The sequence below is a fragment of the Streptomyces sp. P3 genome (assembly GCF_003032475.1).
Taxonomy (GTDB): Bacteria; Actinomycetota; Actinomycetes; order Streptomycetales; family Streptomycetaceae; genus Streptomyces.
The window spans coordinates 3740307-3762543 of the sequence record NZ_CP028369.1; the positions used below are offsets into that span (position 1 = coordinate 3740307).

19 protein-coding genes are annotated in these 22237 nt (G+C 69.6%); 13 read left to right on the forward strand and 6 right to left on the reverse strand.

All coding sequences use genetic code 11. From position 1 onward, the window contains the following. The first annotated feature begins 157 nt into the window (after positions 1-157). The gene (locus tag C6376_RS16730) at positions 158-463 is read left to right on the forward strand and encodes a small hydrophobic protein (protein WP_107444154.1); all 306 of its coding nucleotides are present in this window, start codon (positions 158-160) and stop codon (positions 461-463) included. Positions 464-577: 114 nt separating this feature from the next. On the opposite strand, the gene C6376_RS16735 is transcribed toward C6376_RS16730, so the two are convergent. Then, on the reverse strand, positions 578-1381 hold the full coding sequence (locus C6376_RS16735) for a potassium channel family protein (protein WP_107444155.1): 804 nt from the start codon (positions 1379-1381) through the stop codon (positions 578-580). 94 nt (positions 1382-1475) lie between these two features. Beyond that, positions 1476-4223, reverse strand: a complete 2748-nt coding sequence (gene aceE, locus C6376_RS16740; RefSeq protein ID WP_107444156.1) for a pyruvate dehydrogenase (acetyl-transferring), homodimeric type — start codon at positions 4221-4223, stop codon at positions 1476-1478. A 449-nt stretch (positions 4224-4672) separates the two neighbouring features. Between aceE and C6376_RS16750 the strand changes: the two genes are divergently transcribed. From C6376_RS16750 to C6376_RS16775, 6 genes are all read left to right on the forward strand, one after another. Then, on the forward strand, positions 4673-5110 hold the full coding sequence (locus C6376_RS16750; RefSeq protein WP_057583034.1) for a DUF3052 domain-containing protein: 438 nt from the start codon (positions 4673-4675) through the stop codon (positions 5108-5110). A 112-nt stretch (positions 5111-5222) separates the two neighbouring features. Further along, positions 5223-5681 (forward strand): peroxiredoxin, encoded by a 459-nt coding sequence (locus tag C6376_RS16755; protein ID WP_107444157.1) that lies wholly within the window; start codon positions 5223-5225, stop codon positions 5679-5681. 113 nt (positions 5682-5794) lie between these two features. Then, positions 5795-6370 (forward strand): TerD family protein, encoded by a 576-nt coding sequence (locus C6376_RS16760; RefSeq protein WP_057583419.1) that lies wholly within the window; start codon positions 5795-5797, stop codon positions 6368-6370. A gap of 140 nt (positions 6371-6510) precedes the next feature. Then, positions 6511-7086, forward strand: a complete 576-nt coding sequence (locus C6376_RS16765) for a TerD family protein (protein WP_107444158.1) — start codon at positions 6511-6513, stop codon at positions 7084-7086. Between the two features lie 183 nt (positions 7087-7269). Continuing rightward, a complete protein-coding gene (locus C6376_RS16770; RefSeq protein WP_107444159.1) occupies positions 7270-8418 on the forward strand; it encodes a DUF475 domain-containing protein in 1149 nt (382 codons plus the stop codon). Positions 8419-8518: 100 nt separating this feature from the next. Then, the gene (locus tag C6376_RS16775) at positions 8519-9256 is read left to right on the forward strand and encodes a Tellurium resistance (protein ID WP_057583043.1); all 738 of its coding nucleotides are present in this window, start codon (positions 8519-8521) and stop codon (positions 9254-9256) included. A 25-nt stretch (positions 9257-9281) separates the two neighbouring features. Here the strand turns inward: C6376_RS16775 and C6376_RS16780 are convergent, their stop codons facing one another. Further along, positions 9282-10028, reverse strand: coding sequence for a TerD family protein (locus C6376_RS16780; RefSeq protein ID WP_107444160.1), 747 nt, complete (start codon positions 10026-10028; stop codon positions 9282-9284). A 175-nt stretch (positions 10029-10203) separates the two neighbouring features. On the opposite strand from C6376_RS16780, the gene C6376_RS16785 reads away from it, so the two are divergent. From C6376_RS16785 to C6376_RS16795, 3 genes are all read left to right on the forward strand, one after another. Beyond that, the gene (locus C6376_RS16785) at positions 10204-11370 is read left to right on the forward strand and encodes an HpcH/HpaI aldolase/citrate lyase family protein (RefSeq protein ID WP_107444161.1); all 1167 of its coding nucleotides are present in this window, start codon (positions 10204-10206) and stop codon (positions 11368-11370) included. Positions 11371-11473: 103 nt separating this feature from the next. After that, positions 11474-14008 carry a phosphoribosyltransferase gene (locus C6376_RS16790; RefSeq protein WP_107444162.1) on the forward strand — a complete coding sequence of 845 codons (2535 nt, stop codon included), beginning with the start codon at positions 11474-11476 and terminating at the stop codon, positions 14006-14008. Then, positions 14008-14826, forward strand: coding sequence for an HAD family hydrolase (locus C6376_RS16795; RefSeq protein WP_107444163.1), 819 nt, complete (start codon positions 14008-14010; stop codon positions 14824-14826). Before C6376_RS16790 ends, C6376_RS16795 begins: the two co-directional genes overlap by 1 nt. Positions 14827-14877: 51 nt before the next feature. On the opposite strand, the gene C6376_RS16800 is transcribed toward C6376_RS16795, so the two are convergent. Beyond that, complete coding sequence (locus C6376_RS16800; RefSeq protein WP_079041556.1) at positions 14878-15096, reverse strand: zinc ribbon domain-containing protein; 219 nt, start codon at positions 15094-15096, stop codon at positions 14878-14880. A gap of 285 nt (positions 15097-15381) precedes the next feature. Here C6376_RS16800 and C6376_RS16805 point away from each other — a divergent pair, with 285 nt between their 5' ends. From C6376_RS16805 to C6376_RS16815, 3 genes are all read left to right on the forward strand, one after another. Then, on the forward strand, positions 15382-17559 hold the full coding sequence (locus tag C6376_RS16805) for a transglycosylase domain-containing protein (RefSeq protein WP_107449007.1): 2178 nt from the start codon (positions 15382-15384) through the stop codon (positions 17557-17559). A 49-nt stretch (positions 17560-17608) separates the two neighbouring features. Further along, positions 17609-18895, forward strand: coding sequence for a hypothetical protein (locus tag C6376_RS16810; RefSeq protein WP_107444164.1), 1287 nt, complete (start codon positions 17609-17611; stop codon positions 18893-18895). Between the two features lie 138 nt (positions 18896-19033). Further along, a complete protein-coding gene (locus tag C6376_RS16815) occupies positions 19034-20191 on the forward strand; it encodes an amidase domain-containing protein (protein ID WP_254075965.1) in 1158 nt (385 codons plus the stop codon). Here C6376_RS16815 and C6376_RS16820 read toward each other — a convergent pair. Both C6376_RS16820 and C6376_RS16825 read right to left on the reverse strand, forming a co-directional pair. Then, complete coding sequence (locus C6376_RS16820; protein WP_107449008.1) at positions 20179-20730, reverse strand: DUF4383 domain-containing protein; 552 nt, start codon at positions 20728-20730, stop codon at positions 20179-20181. The genes C6376_RS16815 and C6376_RS16820 overlap by 13 nt on opposite strands. 109 nt (positions 20731-20839) lie before the next feature. Then, positions 20840-22222: a hypothetical protein gene (locus C6376_RS16825; protein WP_107444166.1), complete on the reverse strand. Its 1383-nt coding sequence runs from the start codon at positions 22220-22222 to the stop codon at positions 20840-20842. Positions 22223-22237: the final 15 nt, after the last annotated feature.

A 22237-nucleotide genomic window follows, 5' to 3' on the forward strand; every position in this document is an offset into this window, starting at 1 on the left:
CAGTGGGTCAGGCCCTCCGGATGGCAGGGCCTGCCAGGGCCGTGGCGCGCTGTCGGAGGGGGACAGCGCGCCGACCGCCCGCCGACTTGCGGGGCATGGACCGCGTGCCACGGGTTACCCGTTCATCGAAACATCCCCGGAATCCAGGGAGTTGACGATGGCCGGATTCGGAAACGGCGCCCGCAGGTACCCCCGCTCGCCTGGCCGCACCAGGTCAGGGACCGGGCCGGACAGCGCGACGCTCGGCATCATCGGCCTCGTCTGCGCGGTCGCCGGATTCTTCGCGCTGGGGATCGTCCTCGGCCCCGCAGCGATCGTGTGCGGCTGGCTGGCCATGGGCCGCACCTGGGCGGGCCCCCGCCCGGTACCGGCCCTGGTCGCCGTCGTCCTCGGCGCGATCGACACCCTGCTGGCCCTCGTCTGGCTGACCGGAGCGGGCGGCCCGGGCAACGGGCTGCTCTGACCCCGCCTCGGCCGCCACAGCCCCCGCCGCCCCGGCCTCCGGCTCGCCCCCGTCGCCGGCCCGCAGCGGTCGTGAACGGTCGCGGTGGCTCCCGTCCGCCGCCGTGGCTCTCCGCTAACGGGGCGGATGGCCGGCGGTCAGGGACGGGGCCTTGCGGGCGCCGTCCCGCAGCGCCGCGACCTCGCGCCGCAGCGCCCTCACCTCCTCGGTCAACGCCAGGATCGCCTCCGTCTGCGCACGTTCCTCGACGTCGTCCTTCTCGAACCGCTCGATGAACCACGCCGCGATGTTCGCGGTCACCACACCCAGCAGAGCGATTCCGGAGAGCATCAGCCCGACGGCGATGATCCGCCCCAGGCCGGTGGTCGGCGAGTGGTCCCCGTACCCCACGGTCGTCATCGTGGTGAACGACCACCACAGCGCGTCACCCAGTGTCCGGATGTTCCCGCCCGGCGACCCGCGCTCGACCGACAGCACGGCGAGCGAGCCGAACATCAGCAGTCCGACGACCGCGCCCACGACGTAGGTCGTCATCCTGATCTGCGAGGCCATCCGCGCCCGCCGGCCCACCAGCAGCAGCGTCGAGACCAGTCGCAGCAGCCGCAACGGCTGGAGCAGCGGCAGCACGACCGCGCACAGGTCCAGCCAGTGCGTGCGGACGAACCGTCGCCGATCGGTCGTCAGGGACAGCCGTATCAGGTAGTCCGCGGCGAACGCCCCCCACACCGACCACTCGACCGCGGTGCACACCAGCGTCGTCGAGTGGGCGGCCGAGGTGTCCACGATCGGCACCGCGTAGGCGACGGCGTACATCACGGCGAGGGCCAGCAACGGCCGTTGCGTCCACTGTTCCCACCGGTCCTGCCGGTCCTGCCGGTCCTGCAGGGTCTGCAGGGTCTGCGCCGTTCCTTCGTGCATGCTCGCATCGTAAAGAACGCGTAAGGGCGGTGAAGCCCGAAGGGCGGTGGAGCCCGAAGACTCCACCGCCCCTCGTCCGCCCGTCGCGCGGAGGCTACGCGTCGCCCCCGGCGGCCCCCGGGTCCGCCGCCGAGACGTCCAGCAGCTGGTACCGGTCGATGGCCTGCTTCAGCAGCGACCGGTCGACCTTGCCCTCCCGCGCCAGCTCGGTCAGCACCGCCACGACTACCGACTCGGCGTCGATGTGGAAGAAGCGGCGTGCCGCCCCGCGGGTGTCGGCGAAGCCGAAGCCGTCCGCGCCCAGCGACTGGTACGTGCCCGGCACCCAGCGGGCGATCTGGTCCGGCACCGACCGCATCCAGTCCGAGACGGCCACGAACGGCCCCTCGGCCCCGGAGAGCTTGCGCGTCACGTAGGGCACCTGCTGCTCCTCCTCGGGGTGCAGCAGGTTGTGCCGCTCGACCTCGACGGCCTCGCGCCGCAGCTCGTTCCAGGAGGTCGCCGACCAGACGTCGGCCTTGACGTTCCAGTCCTCGGCGAGGATCTTCTGCGCCTGGAGTGCCCACGGGACGGCCACGCCGGACGCGATGATCTGCGCCGGGATGGACCCCGAGGTGCCCGCGCTGAAGCGGTGGATGCCCTTGAGGATGCCCTCGGCGTCCACGTTCTCCGGCTCGGCGGGGTGCCGGATGGGCTCGTTGTAGACGGTGAGGTAGTAGAAGACGTCCTCGCCGTGCGGGTGCTCGGCGGAGCTGCCGTACATCCTGCGGAGCCCGTCCTGCACGATGTGCGCGATCTCGAAACCGAAGGCCGGGTCGTAGGCGACGCAGCCCGGGTTGGTCGAGGCGAGCAGCTGGGAGTGGCCGTCCGCGTGCTGGAGGCCCTCACCGGTCAGGGTCGTACGACCCGCGGTGGCGCCCAGTACGAAACCGCGCGCCAACTGGTCCGACATCTGCCAGAACTGGTCACCGGTGCGCTGGAAACCGAACATCGAGTAGAAGACGTAGACCGGGATCAGCGGCTCGCCATGTGTGGCGTAGGCCGAGCCGGCCGCGATCAGGGAGGCCGTGCAGCCCGCCTCGGAGATGCCGTCGTGCAGCATCTGCCCGGTCGGCGACTCCTTGTACGCGAGCAGCAGCTCCCGGTCGACCGACTCGTACTGCTGGCCGAGCGGGTTGTAGATCTTCGCACTCGGGAAGAAGGAGTCCATGCCGAAGGTGCGGTACTCGTCCGGCGCGATCAGCACGAACCGCTTGCCGAGCTCCTTGTCCCGCATGAGGTCCTTGAGGAGCCGCACAAAGGCCATGGTCGTCGCGATGGACTGCTGACCCGAGCCCTTCTTCACCGTCGCGTACGTCTTGTCGTCGGGCAGCGCGAGCGGCTTGGAGCGCACCACACGGGTCGGGACGTAGCCGCCGCAGCTCTTGCGGCGGTCGTGCATGTACTGGATCTCCTCCGAGTCGCGGCCGGGGTGGAAGTACGGCGGCGCGCCGCCCTCCAGCTCCTTGTCGGAGATCGGCAGGTGCAGCCGGTCGCGGAAGGCCTTCAGGTCGGCGGCCGTCAGCTTCTTCATCTGGTGCGTGGCGTTGCGGCCCTCGAAGTTCGGGCCCAGTGTCCAGCCCTTGACCGTCTTGGCGAGGATGACCGTCGGCTGGCCGGTGTGCTCCACGGCCGCCTTGAACGCCGCGTAGATCTTGCGGTGGTCGTGACCGCCGCGGCCCAGGTGCAGGATCTGGTCGTCGGTCATGCCCTCGACCATCGCGCGCAGCCGGTGGTCGTCACCGAAGAAGTGGTCCCGGATGTAGGCGCCGGACTCGGTGGCGTACGTCTGGAACTGACCGTCCGGCGTCGTGTTCATCCGGTTGACGAGCGTGCCGTCGCGGTCCTGGGCGAGCAGCGGGTCCCACGACCGGTCCCAGATCAGCTTGATCACGTTCCAGCCGGCGCCCCGGAAGACCGACTCCAGCTCCTGGATGACCTTGCCGTTGCCGCGCACCGGCCCGTCGAGCCGCTGGAGGTTGCAGTTGACCACGAAGGTCAGGTTGTCCAGGCCCTCCCGCGCGGCGATCGTCAACTGGCCGAGCGACTCCGGCTCGTCCATCTCGCCGTCACCGAGGAACGCCCACACGCGCGACTTCGACGTGTCGGCGATCCCGCGCGCGTGCATGTAGCGGTTCATCCGCGCCTGGTAGATGGCGCCGATCGGGCCGAGGCCCATCGACACCGTCGGGAACTCCCAGAAGTCGGGCATCAGACGCGGGTGCGGATACGAGGACAGCCCGTGCGGCGCCTTCGACTTCTCCTGGCGGAACCCGTCGAGGTTGTCCTCGCTGAGCCGGTCGAGAAGGAACGCGCGCGCGTAGATGCCCGGTGAGGCGTGGCCCTGGAAGAAGACCTGGTCGCCGCCGTCGCCCTCGTCCTTGCCGCGGAAGAAGTGGTTGAAGCCGACGTCGTAGAGGGACGCCGAGGAGGCGAAGGTGGCGATGTGGCCGCCCACGCCGATGCCCGGCCGCTGAGCCCTGGACACCATCACAGCCGCGTTCCAGCGGGTGGCGTTGAGGATCTTGCGCTCGATCTCCTCGTTGCCCGGGAAGAACGGCTCGGCCCTGGTGGGGATGGTGTTGACGTAGTCCGTGCTGCGCATCTCGGGCACGGCCACGCGCTTCTCGCGGGCCCGCTCGATCAGGCGCAGCATGAGATAGCGGGCCCGCTCCCGGCCGCGCTCGTCGATCGCGGCGTCGAGGGAGTCGAGCCACTCCTGGGTTTCCTCGGGATCGAAGTCAGGAACCTGACTCGGAAGGCCGCCAATGATGATCGGGTTGCGATCGGATCCGGAAGCCACGCTGTTCCTTACCTGTCAGAGGGGCGGTGTGGGGGCTGGGTGGGTCTATGGGTCCCGCTCGGTGCCTCGCGGGCGTCACGCGGATGGCTCCGCCTGTTTCTCGGGCGTATGCACCGCCCCATCGTGTACCTACGCGCCGCAAACGTCATCTCTACCCCTAGGTAACAGCAGCCCGTTCGGATCTCGTACCCTTGGATGGTTCTCAAATGCGCAAACAGGGCAGATAGGTGTGGTGTACGTCACGATCCGTCCGCACCGTGTGCCTGGAGTTGCGTCGAGACGGCCAGGATCGTCACCGTTTCGGCGGTCCGAACCGCCGGGTACTTGCGCGATCCGTCCCGTCCGTGTGGACTACGGCCAATGCCTCGCGCACGCGCGTGGCTGAGTTTCCCCCCAGCCCTGGACGGGCCCGGGGGAACCCCATCCGAATCAAGATCAGGAGGCAACCCGTGAGCGCGACCGCGGACCACGCGGAGGAGCGGACCAGCCCTGCCGTCAGGCTGGGTTTCCAGCCCGAGCAGGTGGTCCAGGAGATCGGCTACGACGACGACGTCGACCAGGAGCTCCGCGAGTCCATCGAGGAAGTCATCGGCAGCGATCTGGTGGACGAGGACTACGACGACGTCGCCGACGCCGTGGTGCTCTGGTTCCGCGACGATGACGGAGACCTGACGGATGCGCTGGTGGACGCCACCACGTACATCGAAGAAGGCGGGTCGATCCTCCTCCTGACGCCGAAGACCGGCCGTACGGGATACGTGGAGCCGAGCGACATCTCCGAAGCCGCGACGACTGCGGGTCTGTCGGCCAGCAAGAGCGTCAGCGTCGGCAAGGACTGGAGCGGCAGCCGGCTGGTGACGCCCAAGGCGGCCAAGTCCAAGAAGTGATGTGACGTGCGGACGGGCCGGGCTCACGCCTTCGGCCCGTCCGTCGGCCTTCGGCGGGGCGCTGCGTAGGGTGGGTCTCACCCAGACAGCCCATCCGAAGGGACATCCAGGCATGGCGATCCAGGTCGGCGACAAGGCCCCCGACTTCGAGCTCAAGGACAACCACGGCCGGGCCGTGAAGCTCTCCGACTTCCGGGGCGACAAGAACGTCGTCCTGCTCTTCTACCCCTTCGCCTTCACCGGCGTGTGCACCGGGGAGCTGTGCGAGGTGCGCGACCACCTGCCGCAGTTCGCCGACCGCGACACCCAGGTGCTCGCCGTTTCCAACGACTCGATCCACACCCTGCGCGTCTTCGCCGAACAGGAGGGCCTGGAGTACCCGCTGCTGAGCGACTTCTGGCCGCACGGCGAGGTGTCCCGCGCCTACGGCGTCTTCGCCGAGGACAAGGGCTGCGCGGTGCGCGGCACCTTCGTCATCGACAAGGAGGGCGTCGTGCGCTGGACGGTCGTCAACGCCCTGCCGGACGCGCGTGACCTCGGCGAGTACGTCAAGGCGCTCGACACCCTGTGATTCTTCGGCCCCAGGGCCTGCGTGCTTCGGGAACCCGTCACTAGGATCGACTCGTTGATCCGATATCCGACGCATCACGGGGCTCCCCGCCCCGGAAACCAATGGAGGAGCTCGTGGGAGTCAGCCTCAGCAAGGGCGGCAACGTATCGCTGACCAAGGAGGCCCCGGGCCTGACCGCGGTCATCGTCGGTCTGGGGTGGGACGTCCGCACCACGACCGGCACCGACTTCGACCTGGACGCCAGCGCGCTGCTGGTGAACAACGCCGGCAAGGTCGCCAGTGACGCCAACTTCGTCTTCTTCAACAACCTGAAGAGCCCCGACGGCTCGGTCGAGCACACCGGTGACAACACCACCGGTGAGGGCGAGGGCGACGACGAGGCGATCAAGGTCAACCTCGCCACGGTCCCCGCCGACGTCGACAAGATCGTCTTCCCGGTGTCGATCTACGACGCCGAGAACCGGCAGCAGTCCTTCGGGCAGGTCCGCAACGCGTTCATCCGCGTCGTGAACCAGGCCGGCGGGGCCGAGATCGCCCGCTACGACCTCAGCGAGGACGCGAGCACGGAGACCGCGATGGTCTTCGGCGAGCTGTACCGGCACGGCGCCGAGTGGAAGTTCCGTGCCATCGGCCAGGGCTACGCCTCAGGCCTGCGCGGCATCGCGCAGGACTTCGGCGTCAACGTCTGAGTCACCCGCGCAGGACCCGATTCATCTGGACGCCAGGCGCCGCACCGTCTCTACGGGCGGCGCCTGGGGGGTCCCCCTCCGGGGGAGTCCAGGACAACCGAAGAGACTGCCTGAGCATGACCTAGGGGAGGACCAGCAATATGGGCGTCACGCTCGCCAAGGGGGGCAACGTCTCCCTGTCCAAGGCCGCGCCGAACCTCACGCAGGTGATGGTCGGACTCGGCTGGGACGCGCGCTCCACCACCGGAGCCCCCTTCGACCTGGACGCCAGCGCCCTGCTGTGCACCGGCGGGCGGGTCATGGGGGACGAGTGGTTCGTCTTCTACAACCAGCTCCAGAGCCCGGACGGCTCGGTGGAGCACACCGGCGACAACCTGACCGGCGAGGGCGAGGGCGACGACGAGTCGCTGATCGTGAACCTCCTCAAGGTTCCGCCGCAGTGCGACAAGATCGTCTTTCCCGTCTCCATCCACATGGCCGACGAGCGGGGCCAGACCTTCGGTCAGGTCTCCAACGCGTTCATCCGCGTCGTCAACCAGGCCGACGGCCAGGAGCTCGCCCGCTACGACCTCAGCGAGGACGCCGGCACGGAGACCGCGATGATCTTCGGCGAGTTGTACCGGTATCAGGGCGAGTGGAAGTTCAGGGCCGTGGGACAGGGGTACGCGTCGGGTCTGCGGGGCATCGCCCTCGACTTCGGGGTGAACGTCTCCTAGCAGTCCCGGATTCCGCACGGAGGCCGACTACCGATCGGTACGGGGCCCGCCCGCCCCTTACGGAGCAGTCGACCCTTAGACTTCGCAGCTGAAAGTCAATGTTTCGTAAAGCCGAGTACGGCGCGGGGGAGACCCGCCCTCAGATCCGTCTGAGGGGACCCCCAACACAGGATTGGGTAGCCAGTGCTTCTGAAAACTTTCGGCTGGTCGTTCGCGATCACCGCGCTCGGCCTGGTCGCAGCGGCCTTCTACGGGGGGTGGGAGGCGCTCGGCATCGTGGCGATCCTCTGCATCCTGGAGATCTCGCTGTCGTTCGACAACGCGGTGGTCAACGCCGGGATCCTGAAGAAGATGAACGCCTTCTGGCAGAAGATCTTCCTCACGATCGGCGTGCTGATCGCGGTCTTCGGCATGCGGCTGGTCTTCCCCGTCGTCATCGTCGCCATCAGCGCCAAGATCGGTCCGATCGACGCGGTCGACCTCGCGCTCAACGACAAGGACCAGTACCAGCAGCTCGTCACCGACGCCCACCCGTCGATCGCCGCGTTCGGTGGCATGTTCCTGTTGATGATCTTCCTGGACTTCATCTTCGAGGACCGGGACATCCAGTGGCTGCGCTGGATCGAGCGCCCGCTCGCCAAGCTCGGCAAGGTCGACATGCTGTCGGTCTGCATCGCCCTGATCGTCCTGCTGATCACCTCCTTCACCTTCGCCGCCCACGCCCACCAGCACGGCGGGGCGCACGTCGACAAGGCGGAGACGGTCCTGATCTCGGGCATCGCCGGCCTGATCACGTACATGATCGTCGGCGGCCTCTCCGGCTACTTCGAGGACAAGCTCGAGGAAGAGGAGGAGCGGGAGCACGAGGAAGAGGAGGAGGCCGCGCGCACCGGTAAGCAGCGCCCGGCGATCGTCCTCGCCGGCCAGGCCGCCTTCTTCATGTTCCTCTACCTCGAGGTCCTCGACGCCTCCTTCTCCTTCGACGGAGTGATCGGCGCGTTCGCGGTCACCAACGACATCGTCCTGATGGCCCTCGGCCTCGGCGTCGGCGCCATGTACGTCCGGTCCCTCACCGTGTACCTGGTCCGCCAGGGCACCCTCGACGACTACGTCTACCTGGAGCACGGCGCCCACTACGCCATCGGCGCCCTGGCCGTGCTCCTCCTGGTCACCATCCAGTACCAGATCCACGAGGTCATCACCGGCCTGATCGGCGTTCTGCTGATCGCCTGGTCCTTCTGGTCCTCCGTACGACGCAACAAGGCGCTGGCAGCGGCAGAGGGAAAAGCGACGGCCTCGGACGAGAAGACTGAGGTGTCGTCCGGGGTGTGATCACCTTCTGCGTGAGGAACGCTCTGAGCGGGGCGGCCGGTGAGGAAACTGTCCTCCACGGCCGCCCCGCCGGTTTTCATCGTGGACGTGGGGGCGGGGAATGGGCATCTTCGACGGGCTGCTGGGCAGCCGCGCGACCGACTTCGACTCGGGCAACGCGGCCACGAACGCGATCGAGCTGACCAAACGGCACAGCCAGGTCTCCCTCACCAAACAGGGGGCCGCCACCGGCAACCTGCGCGTCAACCTCGCCTGGCGGATGCGGACGTCCGACATCGGCGGGCCGCAGCGGGAGAGCCTGCTGCGCCACCCCTTCAAGGCGCTGCGGCCCCCGGAGGTCGTCGGGCACAGCCAGAGCATGGTCAACGTCGACCTCGACCTCGGCTGCCTGTACGAACTGGCCGACGGCACGAAGGGCGTCGTGCAGCCGCTCGGCGGACTGCTGGGCGACGTGAACGCGGCGCCGTACGTGAAGCTCAGCGGCGACGACCGGTTCGGCTCGGCGTCCGGCGAGACGATGTACGTCAACCTCGACCACCGCGACGAGATCAAACGGCTGCTGGTCTTCGTGTACATCTACGACCAGACACCGGCGTTTGACCGCACCCACGCGATCGTCACGCTGTACCCGAGCAACGGGCCGCGGATCGAGATAGGCCTCGACGAGCGGCACCCGCAGGCCCGCTCCTGCGCGGTGGTGATGATAGAGAACGTCAAGGGCGAGCTGATGGTGCGACGCGAGGTGCGGTTCGTCTACGGCTTCCAGGCGGAGCTGGACCGACTGTACGGGTGGGGGCTGCAGTGGGGGCGCGGCTACAAGACGAAGGCCGAGCGGTAGGGGCCCGGCCGGGGCCTTCCGCCCCTCACCGTCCGACGAACTGCGGCCCCTGCGGCGGCAGCCGGAACGAACCGTCGGGGTAGCCGTAGCCGTAGGTCGGCAGGCTGGCCGGGTAGCCGTAGGCCGGCGGCTGCTGCGGGACGGCCGACGTGGGCCGCTCCGGCGGCAGCGGCTGCGACAGGCTGGGCGTGCGCGGAGCCGACGCGGCGGCCTCGGGGACGTCGGCCTCCTCGGACTCGTCGACCGAGATGCCGAAGTCGGTGGCCAGCCCCTTGAGGCCGTTGGAGTAGCCCTCACCCAGTGCGCGGAACTTCCAGCCCTCCCCGCGCCGGTAGAGCTCGCCGCAGATGAGAGCCGTCTCCTGGCCCGTCTCCGGGCGGATGTCGAAGGTGGCCAGCGGCTCCCCGTCGGTCGTCGCGTCGTACAGCGCGATGGTGAGGGAACGTACGCGGTCGAAGGTGACGCCGTCCGCCGAAGCGGTCAGGAGAATACGGCCGACACCGGACTCGACACCGGACAGATCGGTCTGGATCGTGTCGGTGAGGCCCTCGGCAACCCGCTTCTTGCCGAGCCGCCACACCTTCCCGGAGGGGTGCCGGGGCTGGTTGTAGAAGACGAAGTCCTCGTCGGAGCGCACACGACCGTCGAGACCGAGGAGCAGCGCGGAGGCATCGACGTCCGGGACCCCCTGCCCGGGGGTCCAGCGCAGCACGGCGCGCACCGTGGTGGCTTTCAGCGGGACGTTCGACCCCTTCAGCATCGCGTGCGTCATGCGGTCATCCTGCCTTCTCGGGCCTGCTCACGACAACGCGGGGTACTCGGCGACCTACATGGTCGAGTTACCTGAAATTCATGCCCCGGGGGAACCTGGGACATGGATCCCTACGTACTATTACCGGCCACCTCTTGCCGAATCCATGCCATACCTTGCACCACGGGGGAGATTTATGCGTCATTTCGGGCACCTCGCCCCTGAGGTGCGGCAGCGCCTCTTTCACCGGGAGCCGTGCGTCTTCACGGCGGACTCACCGGCCAGGCTGCTCTCCGCGGCCCTGGGCGCCACGCTCTACAGCCCGGCCACCCGGCCCCGGCTGGCGGACGACGTCGTCAAGCAGACCGGGCGCGGCGTGGTGTCGATGGTGCTGTGCCTGGAGGACTCCATCGGCGACGAGGACGTCGCGGCCGGCGAGGAGAACCTCGTCCGCCAGTTCGCCGAGCTCGCGGACCGCACGGACGGGGAGCTGCCGCTGCTCTTCATCCGGGTGCGCACGCCCGAACAGATCCCCGACCTGGTCCGGCGACTCGGCGGCAACGCCGGGCTGCTCAGCGGGTTCGTGTTCCCGAAGTTCACCGAGGAGCGCGGCGTCCCGTTCCTGGAGGCGCTGGCCGGCGCGGAGGCGGCGAGCGGGCACCGCCTGTTCGGCATGCCCGTGCTGGAGACGCCGGAGCTGATGTACCGCGAGTCGCGGGTGGACGCTCTGGAGGGCATCGCCCGTGCCGTCGACAAGTACCGCAGCCGGGTCCTCGCCCTGCGCCTCGGCGTGACCGACTTCTGTTCCGCGTACGGACTGCGCCGGGCGCCCGACATGACCGCCTACGACGTCCAGATCGTCGCCTCGGTGATCGCCGACGTGGTGAACATGCTGGGACGGGCCGACGGCAGCGGGTTCACCGTGACCGGACCGGTGTGGGAGTACTTCCGGGTCCCCGAGCGCATGTTCAAGCCGATGCTGCGCCACAGTCCCTTCCTGGAGGGGCAGGCGGTGGAGCTGCGCGAGAGACTGATCGAGCACGCGATGGACGGTCTGCTGCGCGAGATCTCCCTCGACCAGGCCAACGGCCTGCTCGGCAAGACCTGCATCCACCCCTCGCACGTGCCGGCCGTGCACGCGCTGTCCGTGGTCAGTCACGAGGAGTACAGCGACGCGGCGGACATCCTGCGGCCGGAACGCGGCGGTGGGGGTGTACTGCGGTCGCAGTACACGAACAAGATGAACGAGGTGAAGCCGCACCGCGCCTGGGCCGAGCGCACCATGCTGCGCGCGGAGGTCTTCGGCGTCGCGCACGAGGACGTCAGCTTCGTCGACCTGCTCGCAGCCGGCATACCCGGCTAGGGTCTCCTGTTCGGGTCGGGGCGGTCGGGGCGCGATGCCGGGGCCCGCGAGCCCGGTCCGGCCCGAACGAGAGCCCCTCACCCACCTCACGATCTAGGGACGCATGAGAAACGCAGTGAACAACGGGGTCTGGTCCGGGACCTGGGTCGCCGAGCGGCTCGGACTGGAGCTGGTGGGCGACGACGCGCTGCCGGAGATGCTGGGGCTGGCCCTGCGCCGCAACCCCAAGCGGGCGCATCTGCTGGTCTCCCACGTCCTGGGCAAGCACGTCCCGCAGTCGCCGGCGGTCGTCCACGGCCACGGCCTCGCCCTCGGCCGCCGGGTGCGGGAGCTGCTCGGCCCCGAGGAGGCGGCGAGGGCGGTCGTCCTCGGCTACGCGGAGACGGCCACCGGTCTCGGCCACAGCGTCGCCGACGGCGTCGGCGTCGCCCCGTACCTGCACTCCACCCGGCGTCCGGTCCCGGGCGTCGCGACGGCGGGCGGTTTCGAGGAGTCCCACTCCCACGCCACCTCCCACCTGCTGCTGCCGGAGGACCCGACCCTGCTGGTCGGCGACGGCCCGCTGGTGCTGGTGGACGACGAGTTCTCCACCGGCAACACCGTGCTGAACACGATCCGCGACCTGCACGGGCGCTATCCGCGGGACCGGTACGTCGTCGTCGCCCTCGTCGACATGCGCTCGGCGGCCGACGCGGGCCGCCTCGACGACTTCGCCCGCGAGATCGGCGCCCGGGTGGACCTGGTCGCCACCGCCTCGGGCGCGGTCCGCCTCCCGGAAGGGGTGCTGGAGAAGGGGCAGGCCCTGGTCGCCCGGTACGAGGCCGCGGCCGCCGCGAGCGGTGAGCGGTCGTCCGCGGGCTCGTCGGGGCCGGCCGCACCGGACCCGCACCCGGCGGACGACCGCACCGGGCAGCCGGGCGCCCGGGACAGCGCGACCCGCGTGGACCTGCACTGGCCGCGCGGCCTGCCGGACGGCGGCCGGCACGGCTTCACCCCCGCCCACCGGGGCCGGCTCGAGGCCGCCCTCCCCGCCATGGCGGCCCGCCTCGCGGAAGCGATACCCGCCGACGCGCGGAGCGTCCTGGTGCTCGGCTTCGAGGAGCTGATGTACACGCCGCTGCGGCTGGCGCGGGAGCTGGGGGAGACCGTCTCCGCCGAGGTGCGCTACTCGACCACCACCCGCTCGCCCGTCCTCGCGGTCGACGACCCCGGCTACGCGATACGCAGCCGGATCGTCTTCCCCGCCCACGACGACCCCGCAGACGGCCCCGGCGAGCGCTATGCCTACAACGTCGCAGGCGGCGGCTTCGACGCCGTCGTCGCCGTCGTGGACTCGGTGGCGGACACCCCGCCGCTGCACGCCCCCGACGGCCTTCTGTCCCGGCTGGCCGCGCACACCCCGCACGTCGTCCTCGCGGTCGTCCCCTCGTACGTCCCCGAGCCGCTGTACGCAGCCGCACTGCCCGAAAAGAGACCCGTCATGCTGCCCGAGCCCCTTCGCGGCCCCGCCTTCTCCTCGTACGCGCCCGAGGAGGTCGGCTGGCTGCTCCAGGACCTCTCGGACGTGACGCTGGAGGCGCCGACCGAGGAGCGGGAGGAGGCCATCCAGAGCGGCGGCGCGCACTACGCCGAGTCGCTGCCCGTCGAGTACCAGCCCAGCGAGCAGTACCAGGAGCTGTTCCACGCGGCCCTCGAGACCTCGGCGGAGCGGATCGCGCGGGCCGTGGGCGTCGTCACCGAGACCGTGATCGCGGAGCGCTCGCCGCGGCCCGTCCTCGTCTCGCTGGCCCGGGCCGGGACCCCGGTCGGCGTGCTGATGCGCCGCTGGGCGCAGTTCCGGCACGGCCTCGACCTGCCGCACTACGCCGTGTCGATCGTGCGCGGCCGGGGCATCGACGCCAACGCGCTGCGCTGGCTCGCGGCCCATCACGACCCGCGGGACGTCGTGTTCGTCGACGGCTGGACCGGCAAGGGCGCGATCACCCGGGAACTGGCCGCGGCGATCGAGGAGTTCGAGGCGGGCGGCGGCGCGGCCGGCTTCGACCCGGAGATCGCGGTGCTGGCCGACCCCGGCTCGTGCGTGCGGACGTACGGCACCCGGGAGGACTTCCTCATCCCGTCCGCCTGCCTCAACTCGACCGTCTCCGGGCTGATCTCACGGACCGTCCTGCGCGCCGACCTGGTCGGGCCGGACGACTTCCACGGCGCGAAGTTCTACCGGGAGCTCGCCGGCGTGGACGTCTCTGCGGACTTCCTGGACGCCGTGGCCGCCCGCTTCCCCGAGGTCGCGGAAGCCGTCGGCGGCGCGGTGAAGGAGCTGCTCGCCGGTGACCGCACGCCGAGCTGGCAGGGCTGGGCGGCGGTGGAGCGGATCAGCGAGGAGTACGGCATCCACGACGTGAACCTGGTCAAGCCGGGCGTCGGAGAGACCACGCGGGTGCTGCTGCGCCGGGTGCCGTGGAAGATCCTGGCGCGGGCCGGGGCGGGCGCCGACCTGGACCACGTACGGCTGCTCGCCGGACAGCGAGGGGTGCCCGTCGAGGAGGTCGGTGACCTGCCGTACACCTGCGTGGGTCTGATCCACCCGCAGTTCACCCGCGGTGCGACCGGCGCCGACGGCAAGGCGGTGACGGTCTGATGCCGGTTCTGGTGGCGAGCGACCTCGACCGTACGCTCATCTACTCGGCGGCGGCGCTGGCGCTGACCATGCCGGACGCCCGGGCTCCGCGGCTGCTGTGCGTGGAGGTGCACGAGGCGAGACCGCTGTCGTTCATGACCGAGACGGCGGCGCAGCTGCTCACCGACCTCGGGGACGCGGCGCTGTTCATGCCGACGACGACCCGGACGCGCAAGCAGTACCAGCGCATCAACCTCCCCGGGCCGCCGCCGAAGTACGCGATCTGCGCCAACGGCGGCCATCTCCTCGTCGACGGGGCGACCGACCACGACTGGCACGCGCGCGTGCTCGCGCGGCTGGCCGACGAGTGCGCGCCGCTCGCGGAGGTGCAGGAGTACCTGGCGAAGACGGCGGACCCGCTCTGGCTGCGCAAGCAGCGGGTCGCCGAGGACCTGTTCGCCTACCTCGTCGTGGAGCGCGAGCTGCTGCCCGAGGAGTGGGTGAAGGAACTGGCGGCCTGGGCGGAGAACCGCGGCTGGACCGTGTCGCTCCAGGGCCGCAAGATCTACGCCGTGCCGAAGCCGCTCACCAAGAGCGCCGCCGTGCGTGAGGTGGTCCGCCGCACCGGCGCCGAACTGACGCTGGCGGCGGGCGACTCGCTGCTCGACGCCGACCTGCTGCTGGCCGCGGACCGCGGCTGGCGTCCGGGCCACGGCGAGCTGGCGGACGCGGCCTGGGCGGCCCCGCAGATCACCGCCCTGCCGGAGCGTGGCGTGCTGGCCGGGGAGCGCATTCTGCGGGAGTTCCTCAGGGATTGTCGCGGAATCCGACCCGCGTAAAGGGCTGCCGCGGCACATGGCCGACGGAAAGGGTTTCCGTCGGTAACACGGTCAGGAGCAGCAGCCCCCGCCGCAGCAACCGCCTCCGCCCCCGCCGCCCGCTTGTGGCGCGGGGGCGGATTTCGTGCCGCCGACTGCCACCGTGGACAGGAGTTTGACCGTATCGTCGTGCCCGGCGGGGCAGTCCGCGGGGTCGGCGGACTGCGCCATCGGACGGCTCAGTTCGAAGGTGTCGCCGCAGGTCCGGCAGCGGTACTCGTAGCGAGGCATGCGGTCAGACTAAGCCCCTATGCTCGGAGACGGTGTCAGCAGTTTTACCTCTGTTCGCTTCTGTCACTTTCTTATGTGGAGAATTTGCGAAGAGCGCTGGTAATTTGAGAGCGCCGCGCTGGACCCCTAGGTCGGAGGGTTCACTGTTTGCGGCCGCGTCAACGGCAACCATGTCAGGCCCTCGGAAGTCTGTACGTCTGCCTGCGAGCAATACGGAGTGCGGGAGGGAGACGGGTCGTGACCCAGGCGGGGCAGGGGGAGGAGCCCCAAGAACCGGACGCCACCATGCAGTTGAAGGTGCCGGCCGCTTTCCAGGCGGACGAGACCATGCAGCTGCGCGTGTCGGACATACCGGTCGACGCGGATATATTCCAGGGGGGTGCCGACGGCGAGGCACGTTCGTCGAAGAATCGGCGCAAGGCCCCCCGCCCTCCCCTGCATGTCCGCATTTCTGCGGCTCTGGGCCCTCGACTCGCCCCGCTCCTCGCCGTGCTGGCGCCGTATGTGTCTCGTGTCACTCCGTACGTCCGCAAACTGCGCCCGCAGTACCCGCGGCCCGGCCGTGACGGCTGGCGGCGCTGGATACCCTCCTGGCGTCAGTGGCTCGGCGGGGTCCTCGGCTCCATAGGTCTGACCGGCATGTTCCTGGCCGTTGCCTACGCCGCCACCGACATCCCGGACAATCTCAACACCTATGCCACACAGCAGGACAACGTGTACTTCTGGGCCGACGGGACGCCGATGGCCCGCACCGGCTGGGTGCAGCGGCAGGCGATGCCGCTGAAGGACATCCCCGAGGACGTCCGCTGGGCCGTGCTCTCCGCGGAGAACGCGAGCTTCTACAGCGACCCCGGCATCTCCTTCAAGGGCATCAGCCGGGCCCTGTTCCGCACCATCGGCCAGGGCGACACCCAGGGCGGCTCCACGATCACCCAGCAGTACGTGAAGAACGTCTACCTGAACCAGAACCAGACGATCAGCCGCAAGTTCACCGAGGCGATGATCTCCCTCAAGCTCGACAACCAGATGAGCAAGGACGACATCCTCGAGGGCTATCTCAACACCAGCTGGTTCGGCCGCGGCACCTACGGCATCCAGCGCGCCGCCCAGGCCTACTACGGCAAGGACGTCGGCGAGCTCAACGCCAGCGAGGCCGCGTTCCTCGCCTCGCTCCTCAAGGGCGCCGGCCTGTACGACCCGACCCTCAACTCCGCCAACCGCGCCAGGGCCGTCGAGCGCTGGTCGTGGACCCTGGACCGGATGGTCGAGATCGGCAAGCTGTCGAAGGCCGAGCGTGCCACCTACAGGAAGTTCCCCGAGCCGCTCAAGGCCAACCCGCTGTACGACACCGGTGAGCAGAGCGACTACCTGGTGGAACTCGCCGCCCAGTACGCCAAGAAGGCCGGGAACATCTCCGACAAGGACTTCGACCTCGGCGGCTACCAGATCTACACGACCTTCGACAAGAAGCGCGAGGCCCAGCTCACCGAGGCCGTCACCAAGGCCCGCGACAAGGCCCTCAAGGGCGATCCGAAGAACGCGAAGGCCGCCCACTACGGCGCGTCCTCGGTGGCCGCCGACGGGCGGATCCTCGCCGTGTACGGCGGCCCCGACCACCGTACGCAGGGCTACAACGAGTCCAACGCCACCACCGTCCCGGCCGGCAGCGCCTTCCTGCCGTTCGTCTACGCGGCCGGCCTGGAGCACGGCGTCCACAAGACCCGCGAGGGGGGAACCACGCCTGTCACCGGGGAGTCGCTGTACGACGGCAACGACAAGGTGCTGGTGAAGACGCCCGAGGGCCCCTACTGGGACCGCAGCGGCAATCCGGTGGCCGCGAAGAACGACGGGGGCAGGTCCTACGGGCAGATCTCCCTGCGGCGGGCGCTGGAGCTGTCGGTGAACACGCCGTTCATGCAGCTCGGCATGGACACCGGCCTGGACCTGGTGCGTGCCACCGCCGAGAAGTCCGGGCTGCTGCCCTCCAGCTTCGGGGCGCAGGTGCCGGCCCTGACCACGGGCAGCGCCACGCCCAGCGCGATCCGCATGGCCAGCGGCTACGCCACCTTCGCCGCGGACGGCAAGCACACCGAGCCGTACTCGGTGCGGCTGATCACCAAGAACGGCGCCAAGCTCGTCCTGGAGACCCCGAGCGCCGACCGGGCGATGAGCGCGCGCGTGGCCAGGGAGGTCAGCTCGGCGCTCGCCGACTCCTTCCGCACGGCCCACCCCGGGGACACGCCCGACACGCCGTCCCGGGTGGCCGGGAAGGCGGGCACCACCCAGAACGACACCGCCGCCTGGTTCGTCGGCACCGCCAAGTCCGTCTCCACGGCGGTCGTCGTCTACCGCATCGACCTCACCAAGAGCCTCGAACCGCTTCCCCTGAAAGGCATCGCAGGCACGTCCCAGAAAAGCGTCCCGTACGGCATCTGGTCAGGTGCCATGAGCCCGCTCGGCTGACCACCGAGCAGGCCGCCCGTGTCCCCAGAATCCGGAGAATGAGCCGCACATGAAGTCACCGTCGGGCCGCCGCCGCAAGGCCCCGGCAACAACGCGCCGCCCCGCTGCCACGCACCCGGGGTTCCTGACGCTGGCGGCGCTGCTCGTCGTCGCGTCCCTGGTGGCCGGATATCTGGTGCTCAACAGCACAACGAACACCGAGCCGACCGCGTCGTCGGGGGACAGCAAGAAGGCGTCGGCGGGGGCGACCGAGGAGCCGGCGTGGGACGGCAAGACGCATGTGCTGGGGGACGGATCCACCTCGTACACCGGTCCGCAGAAGGGCGAGCTGAAGCCGGTCCCGCTCAAGCCGGGGGAGAAGCCGCCCCAGTTCGTGGTCTTCTCCTGGGACGGCGCGCTCATGGGCGACGACGGTCTCTTCGAGCACTACCGGAAGATGGCCGAGCAGTACAACGCGCACATGACCTTCTTCCTCACCGGCATCTACCTGCTGCCCAAGAGCAAGAAGGACCTGTACTCCCCGCCGCAGCACCCCAAGGGCTCCGCCGCGATCAGCTTCCCCACCGACGAACACATCCGCACCACGCTGGAGCAGCTCGGCGAGGCGTGGAAGGAGGGGAACGAGATCGGCACCCACTTCAACGGCCACTTCTGCGGCGCCAAGGGCGGCAAGGACTGGAGCGTCGAGGAGTGGAAGAGCGAGATCGACCAGTTCTACAAGTTCGTGGAGAACTGGAAGACCAACACCGGCTACCAGGACATCGCCCCGCTGCCCTTCGACTTCAAGAAGGCGGTCGTCGGCGGCCGGGCGCCCTGCCTGGAGGGACAGGCGAACCTGCTGAAGGCCGCCAAGGGCTACGGCTGGCGCTACGACGCGTCCTCCGCCGGCGACTTCCAGATCTGGCCGACGAAGAAGAACGGCATCTGGGACTTCCCGCTGCAGATGCTCCCGTACGAGGGCGGCAAGTACCAGGGCCTGTCCATGGACTTCAACTTCCTGTACAACCAGACCAAGGGGGAGGTCCACGGCAACCCGGCCGAGTACCCGCAGTGGGAACAGGAGACCGCCGACGCCTACATGGCGGGCTTCAACCGCGTGTACTACGGCAGCAGGGCGCCGCTCTTCATCGGCAACCACTTCGAGGACTGGAACGGCGGCATCTACATGAAGGCCGTCGACCGGACCATCGAGAACGTGTGCACCAAGAAGGACGTCAAGTGCGTCTCCTTCAAGGAGCTCGCCGACTGGATGGACGTCCAGACACCCGCCACCCTGGAGCGGCTGCGCACGCTGGATCCCGCGCAGAGCCCGGACTGGTCCACGGTCGTCAAGTGACCGCCGGGGGACGGCGGGTGAAGTAACCAAACCTCAACCGCAACCCCCTTCACAACAGCCACACACCCCGTGCGAGGATGCCCTCCTCGGCATCCCATCGCCGGGGCAAGAGGGGAAACATCAGTGAAGTCAAGGAAATTGAAGGCGACACGCCGCCGCGTCGCGATACTCGGGGCCGCCGCCACCTCGGTCGTCGCCGGAGTGGCGTTGCTGCCCAACTGGTCCGCGGGCGCCGCGGTCGTCGACGACCCCAAGGTCGACGCCAGGACGAAGGCCACCTTCCAGAGGCTGGCCGACGCGGTCTTCACCGACCGTACCGACGCGCTGGTCACCGGCGCGCAGGGTGACCGGTCGAAGCCGCTGACCAACGGTTTCTCGGGCGACGTCAAGCTGAGCTCCGGCACCGCCCGCACGGAGGACGCCGCGCTCTCCACGCTCGGCGAGCGCAAGGACAAGCTGGCGAAGGCCGGCGAGAAGTACAGCAAGGCCACCACCACCGTCACCCTGAACGCCACGCGCGTGACGGGCCGTACGGCCAAGGCCGCGGTCACCGAGACCACGACGCTGACCTACGCCCAGACGCGCGGCAACGCCCCGAAGACCACCGGGTTCCAGGCCAAGCACGAGCTGACGTTCAAGGCCGACCGGCAGGGCAACTGGCAGCTCACCACCATCCGGGACACCGACCAGGGTGGCCTCGCGGTGAACACGCTCTCCAAGCCGACGCCCACGGTGAAGGTGACGACCGCGGACGACACCATGCCGAACGCCCCGCGCGCGGCGACCACCCGCAATCCGGCCGCCGCCCCGAAGACCGGCACCGCCTACGACTACAAGGCGATGGCGGCCTACGCCGAGAAGTACGTGTACACGTACAACAAGGACTACCCGGACTTCAACAACCACACCGCGGGCGGCGACTGCACCAACTTCGTCAGCCAGTCCCTCAAGGCCGGCGGCTGGAAGCACGTCCCGGGCTACGTGTACGACTACACCCGGTGGTTCGGCAACGCCGACATCCAGTCCGACTCGTTCGTCGGCGTCAACGAGTGGTCCTGGTTCGCCCAGAACTCCAAGCGCACCACCCCGCTCGCCAACGTCTACCAGCTCGAGGTCGGCGACGTCCTCCAGATGGACTTCGACCGCGACGGGTCCAAGGACCACACGATGATCGTCACCGCCAAGAGCAACGGCGTGCCGTACGTGACGTACCACTCGAACAACACGCTGCGTAAGTCGTTGTCGAGCCTCCTCGCGCAGAACCCCAACGCGTACTACTACGCCTACCGCACCTGATCGGGGCCCACCGCCCCGGATCCGGCCGGCCCGTCACTCCCCTCGGGGTGGCGGGCCCGCCAGTACGGGTTGTCGTGCGGCAGGGCGGACCCCACCCTGCCGTACATCCCGAACACCATCAGCAGAATGCCGATCACGAAGCTGAGCATGCAGTTCTGGATCTCGAAGGCCAGGAAGTTGTAGTCCGTCTCCAGCAGGGCCATGTTCAGGAACCCGCTGAGGATGAACAGCACCCCGAAGACCATGTTCAGCGTGGACGCGACGTTCCCGCCGATCACCAAGCCCGCGAAGAGCAGCAGCCCGACCGCGACCGACAGCCAGCTCAGCGCGCCGTTGGTGTTGAGGCTCCACACCTCGTCCCCGCCGGTGTCGAAGAAGCCGATCCTGTCGATGATCCCGAAGACGCCGAAGACGATCAGACCCAGGCCCATCAGCCCGGCGCCGATCCGGTAGACCAGGTTCAGCCGGTGGTCGACCGGCAGATGGTCGTCGATCCTGATCCGCCGTTTCGAGCCGGAACGCAGTGCGTGCGTCGCCATCTCCGCCTCCCGATAGGTGAGACATGCCGACAGAAGGACGTCACGTGCCCGGAACGTCCGCACGTGTCCTCGTCATCCAATATCCGCCCGTCGAGCGGCGGGGGCAATGTCAGTGCCCGGTGCCGCGCTCCTCGCGGATCCGGGCCACCGTGCCGGCGACCGCCTGCCGGACGGCCTCCGTCTCGGTGAGGAAGTGCCAGTAGTCGGGGTGCCGGCCCTCCAGCGTGGCGATCGCCCGCTCCAGCCGCGCCACCGACTCGTCCAGCGGACGCGCGTGCCGGGGGTCGGGCGTGTTGCGCCCCGCCATGGCCAGCCGCTGGGCGTCCCGGATCGCGAACCGGGTCCGGTCGATCTCCGCCCGCGGATCCTTCTGTACCGCGTTCAGCCTGGTCAGCCGATCTCCGGCGGCCGACACCGCCTCGTCCGTGGTGTTCAGCAGCGCCCGCACCGTGGACAGCAGCGCGGTGGCGTCGGGCCAGCGCTGAGCGTCCCGTGCGGCCTGCGCCTCGGACAGCTTCTCCTCGGCCTGCCGGACGTTCTCCCCGGCCTGGTCGGGAACGTGCTGGAGATCCTGCCAGCAGGCCGCCGTGAACCGCCGGCGCAGCTCGCTGAGCACCGGATCCACCTGTCCCGAGCGGGTGGTCAGCGCCTGCGCGCGGGTACGCAACGAGACCAGCCGGTGGTCGATCTCGGCGGCCCGCTCCGGCAGCCGTCCGGCCTCCGCGCGGACCGCCTCCGCCTCCCGCGCGACCCGCTCGGCGCGCTCCAGGGTCTGTGGCAGCCCGTGTTTGCCCGCACCCTGGTTCAGCATCGTCAGCTCCGGCGCGAGCGCCGCCAGCCGGGCCGCCAGGTCGTCCGCCCGCAGGCCGCTTCCCCGGGCCGCGTCCAGTGCGCCGGAGGCGGCCAGCAGCGCCTGCCGGGCCCGCTCCACGGCCGGCGCGAGCCGGGCCAGTTGCGTCTCGGCCTTGCCGAGCAGCGGGCCCAGTCCGGCGGCGAACCGGTCCAGCTCCTGCTTGACCCGGCCCAGCTCCTCCTTGGCGCGGGTCAGCCGGTCGCGCGCCTGGGCGGCCGCCGACGCCTCCAGGTCGTCCCGGTCGAGATCGTGGGCGTCCACCGCTTCGATGTACTGGTGGCTGGCCTCGTCGATGCGCCGGCCGACGGCCTCGAAGTCGGACACCGCGCGTCCGGCGGCCGGCGAGTCGTCCACCGCCTTGATGGTCTCGATCGAGATGCGCAGATCCCGCTGGGCGCTGTCCAGTTCGTAGAACGCGGCGGCCGCCGCGTCCTTCGCGGCCTGGGCCTCGGCGCGCTGCTCCTCCGAGCGCCCGCCGAACCAGCGCCGGGTGCCGCCGCCGGCGAACGCGGCGGGCAGCGCCAGCGCGACCGTCAGGGGAAGGGCGACGAGGATCAGGGTGTCCTTCAGCGCGGTGAGCGCGGGACGGTCCGCGCGCGACGGCGACGGCGAGTACGGCCGTACTGGTGTCGCCGTCACATCCCTCTCCCGTGC

What these genes read in the sequence shown, in the direction of transcription:
- C6376_RS16785 (WP_107444161.1), top strand. Translation starts at nt 10,204, where the DNA reads ATGCGTCATTTCGGGCACCTCGCCCCTGAGGTGCGGCAGCGCCTCTTT.
- C6376_RS16765 (WP_107444158.1), top strand. Translation starts at nt 6,511, where the DNA reads ATGGGCGTCACGCTCGCCAAGGGGGGCAACGTCTCCCTGTCCAAGGCC.
- C6376_RS16800 (WP_079041556.1), bottom strand. Translation starts at nt 15,096, where the DNA reads ATGCCTCGCTACGAGTACCGCTGCCGGACCTGCGGCGACACCTTCGAA.
- C6376_RS16810 (WP_107444164.1), top strand. Translation starts at nt 17,609, where the DNA reads ATGAAGTCACCGTCGGGCCGCCGCCGCAAGGCCCCGGCAACAACGCGC.
- C6376_RS16780 (WP_107444160.1), bottom strand. Translation starts at nt 10,028, where the DNA reads ATGACGCACGCGATGCTGAAGGGGTCGAACGTCCCGCTGAAAGCCACC.
- C6376_RS16775 (WP_057583043.1), top strand. Translation starts at nt 8,519, where the DNA reads ATGGGCATCTTCGACGGGCTGCTGGGCAGCCGCGCGACCGACTTCGAC.
- C6376_RS16805 (WP_107449007.1), top strand. Translation starts at nt 15,382, where the DNA reads ATGCAGTTGAAGGTGCCGGCCGCTTTCCAGGCGGACGAGACCATGCAG.
- C6376_RS16820 (WP_107449008.1), bottom strand. Translation starts at nt 20,730, where the DNA reads ATGGCGACGCACGCACTGCGTTCCGGCTCGAAACGGCGGATCAGGATC.
- C6376_RS16730 (WP_107444154.1), top strand. Translation starts at nt 158, where the DNA reads ATGGCCGGATTCGGAAACGGCGCCCGCAGGTACCCCCGCTCGCCTGGC.
- C6376_RS16790 (WP_107444162.1), top strand. Translation starts at nt 11,474, where the DNA reads ATGAGAAACGCAGTGAACAACGGGGTCTGGTCCGGGACCTGGGTCGCC.
- C6376_RS16735 (WP_107444155.1), bottom strand. Translation starts at nt 1,381, where the DNA reads ATGCACGAAGGAACGGCGCAGACCCTGCAGACCCTGCAGGACCGGCAG.
- C6376_RS16795 (WP_107444163.1), top strand. Translation starts at nt 14,008, where the DNA reads ATGCCGGTTCTGGTGGCGAGCGACCTCGACCGTACGCTCATCTACTCG.
- C6376_RS16755 (WP_107444157.1), top strand. Translation starts at nt 5,223, where the DNA reads ATGGCGATCCAGGTCGGCGACAAGGCCCCCGACTTCGAGCTCAAGGAC.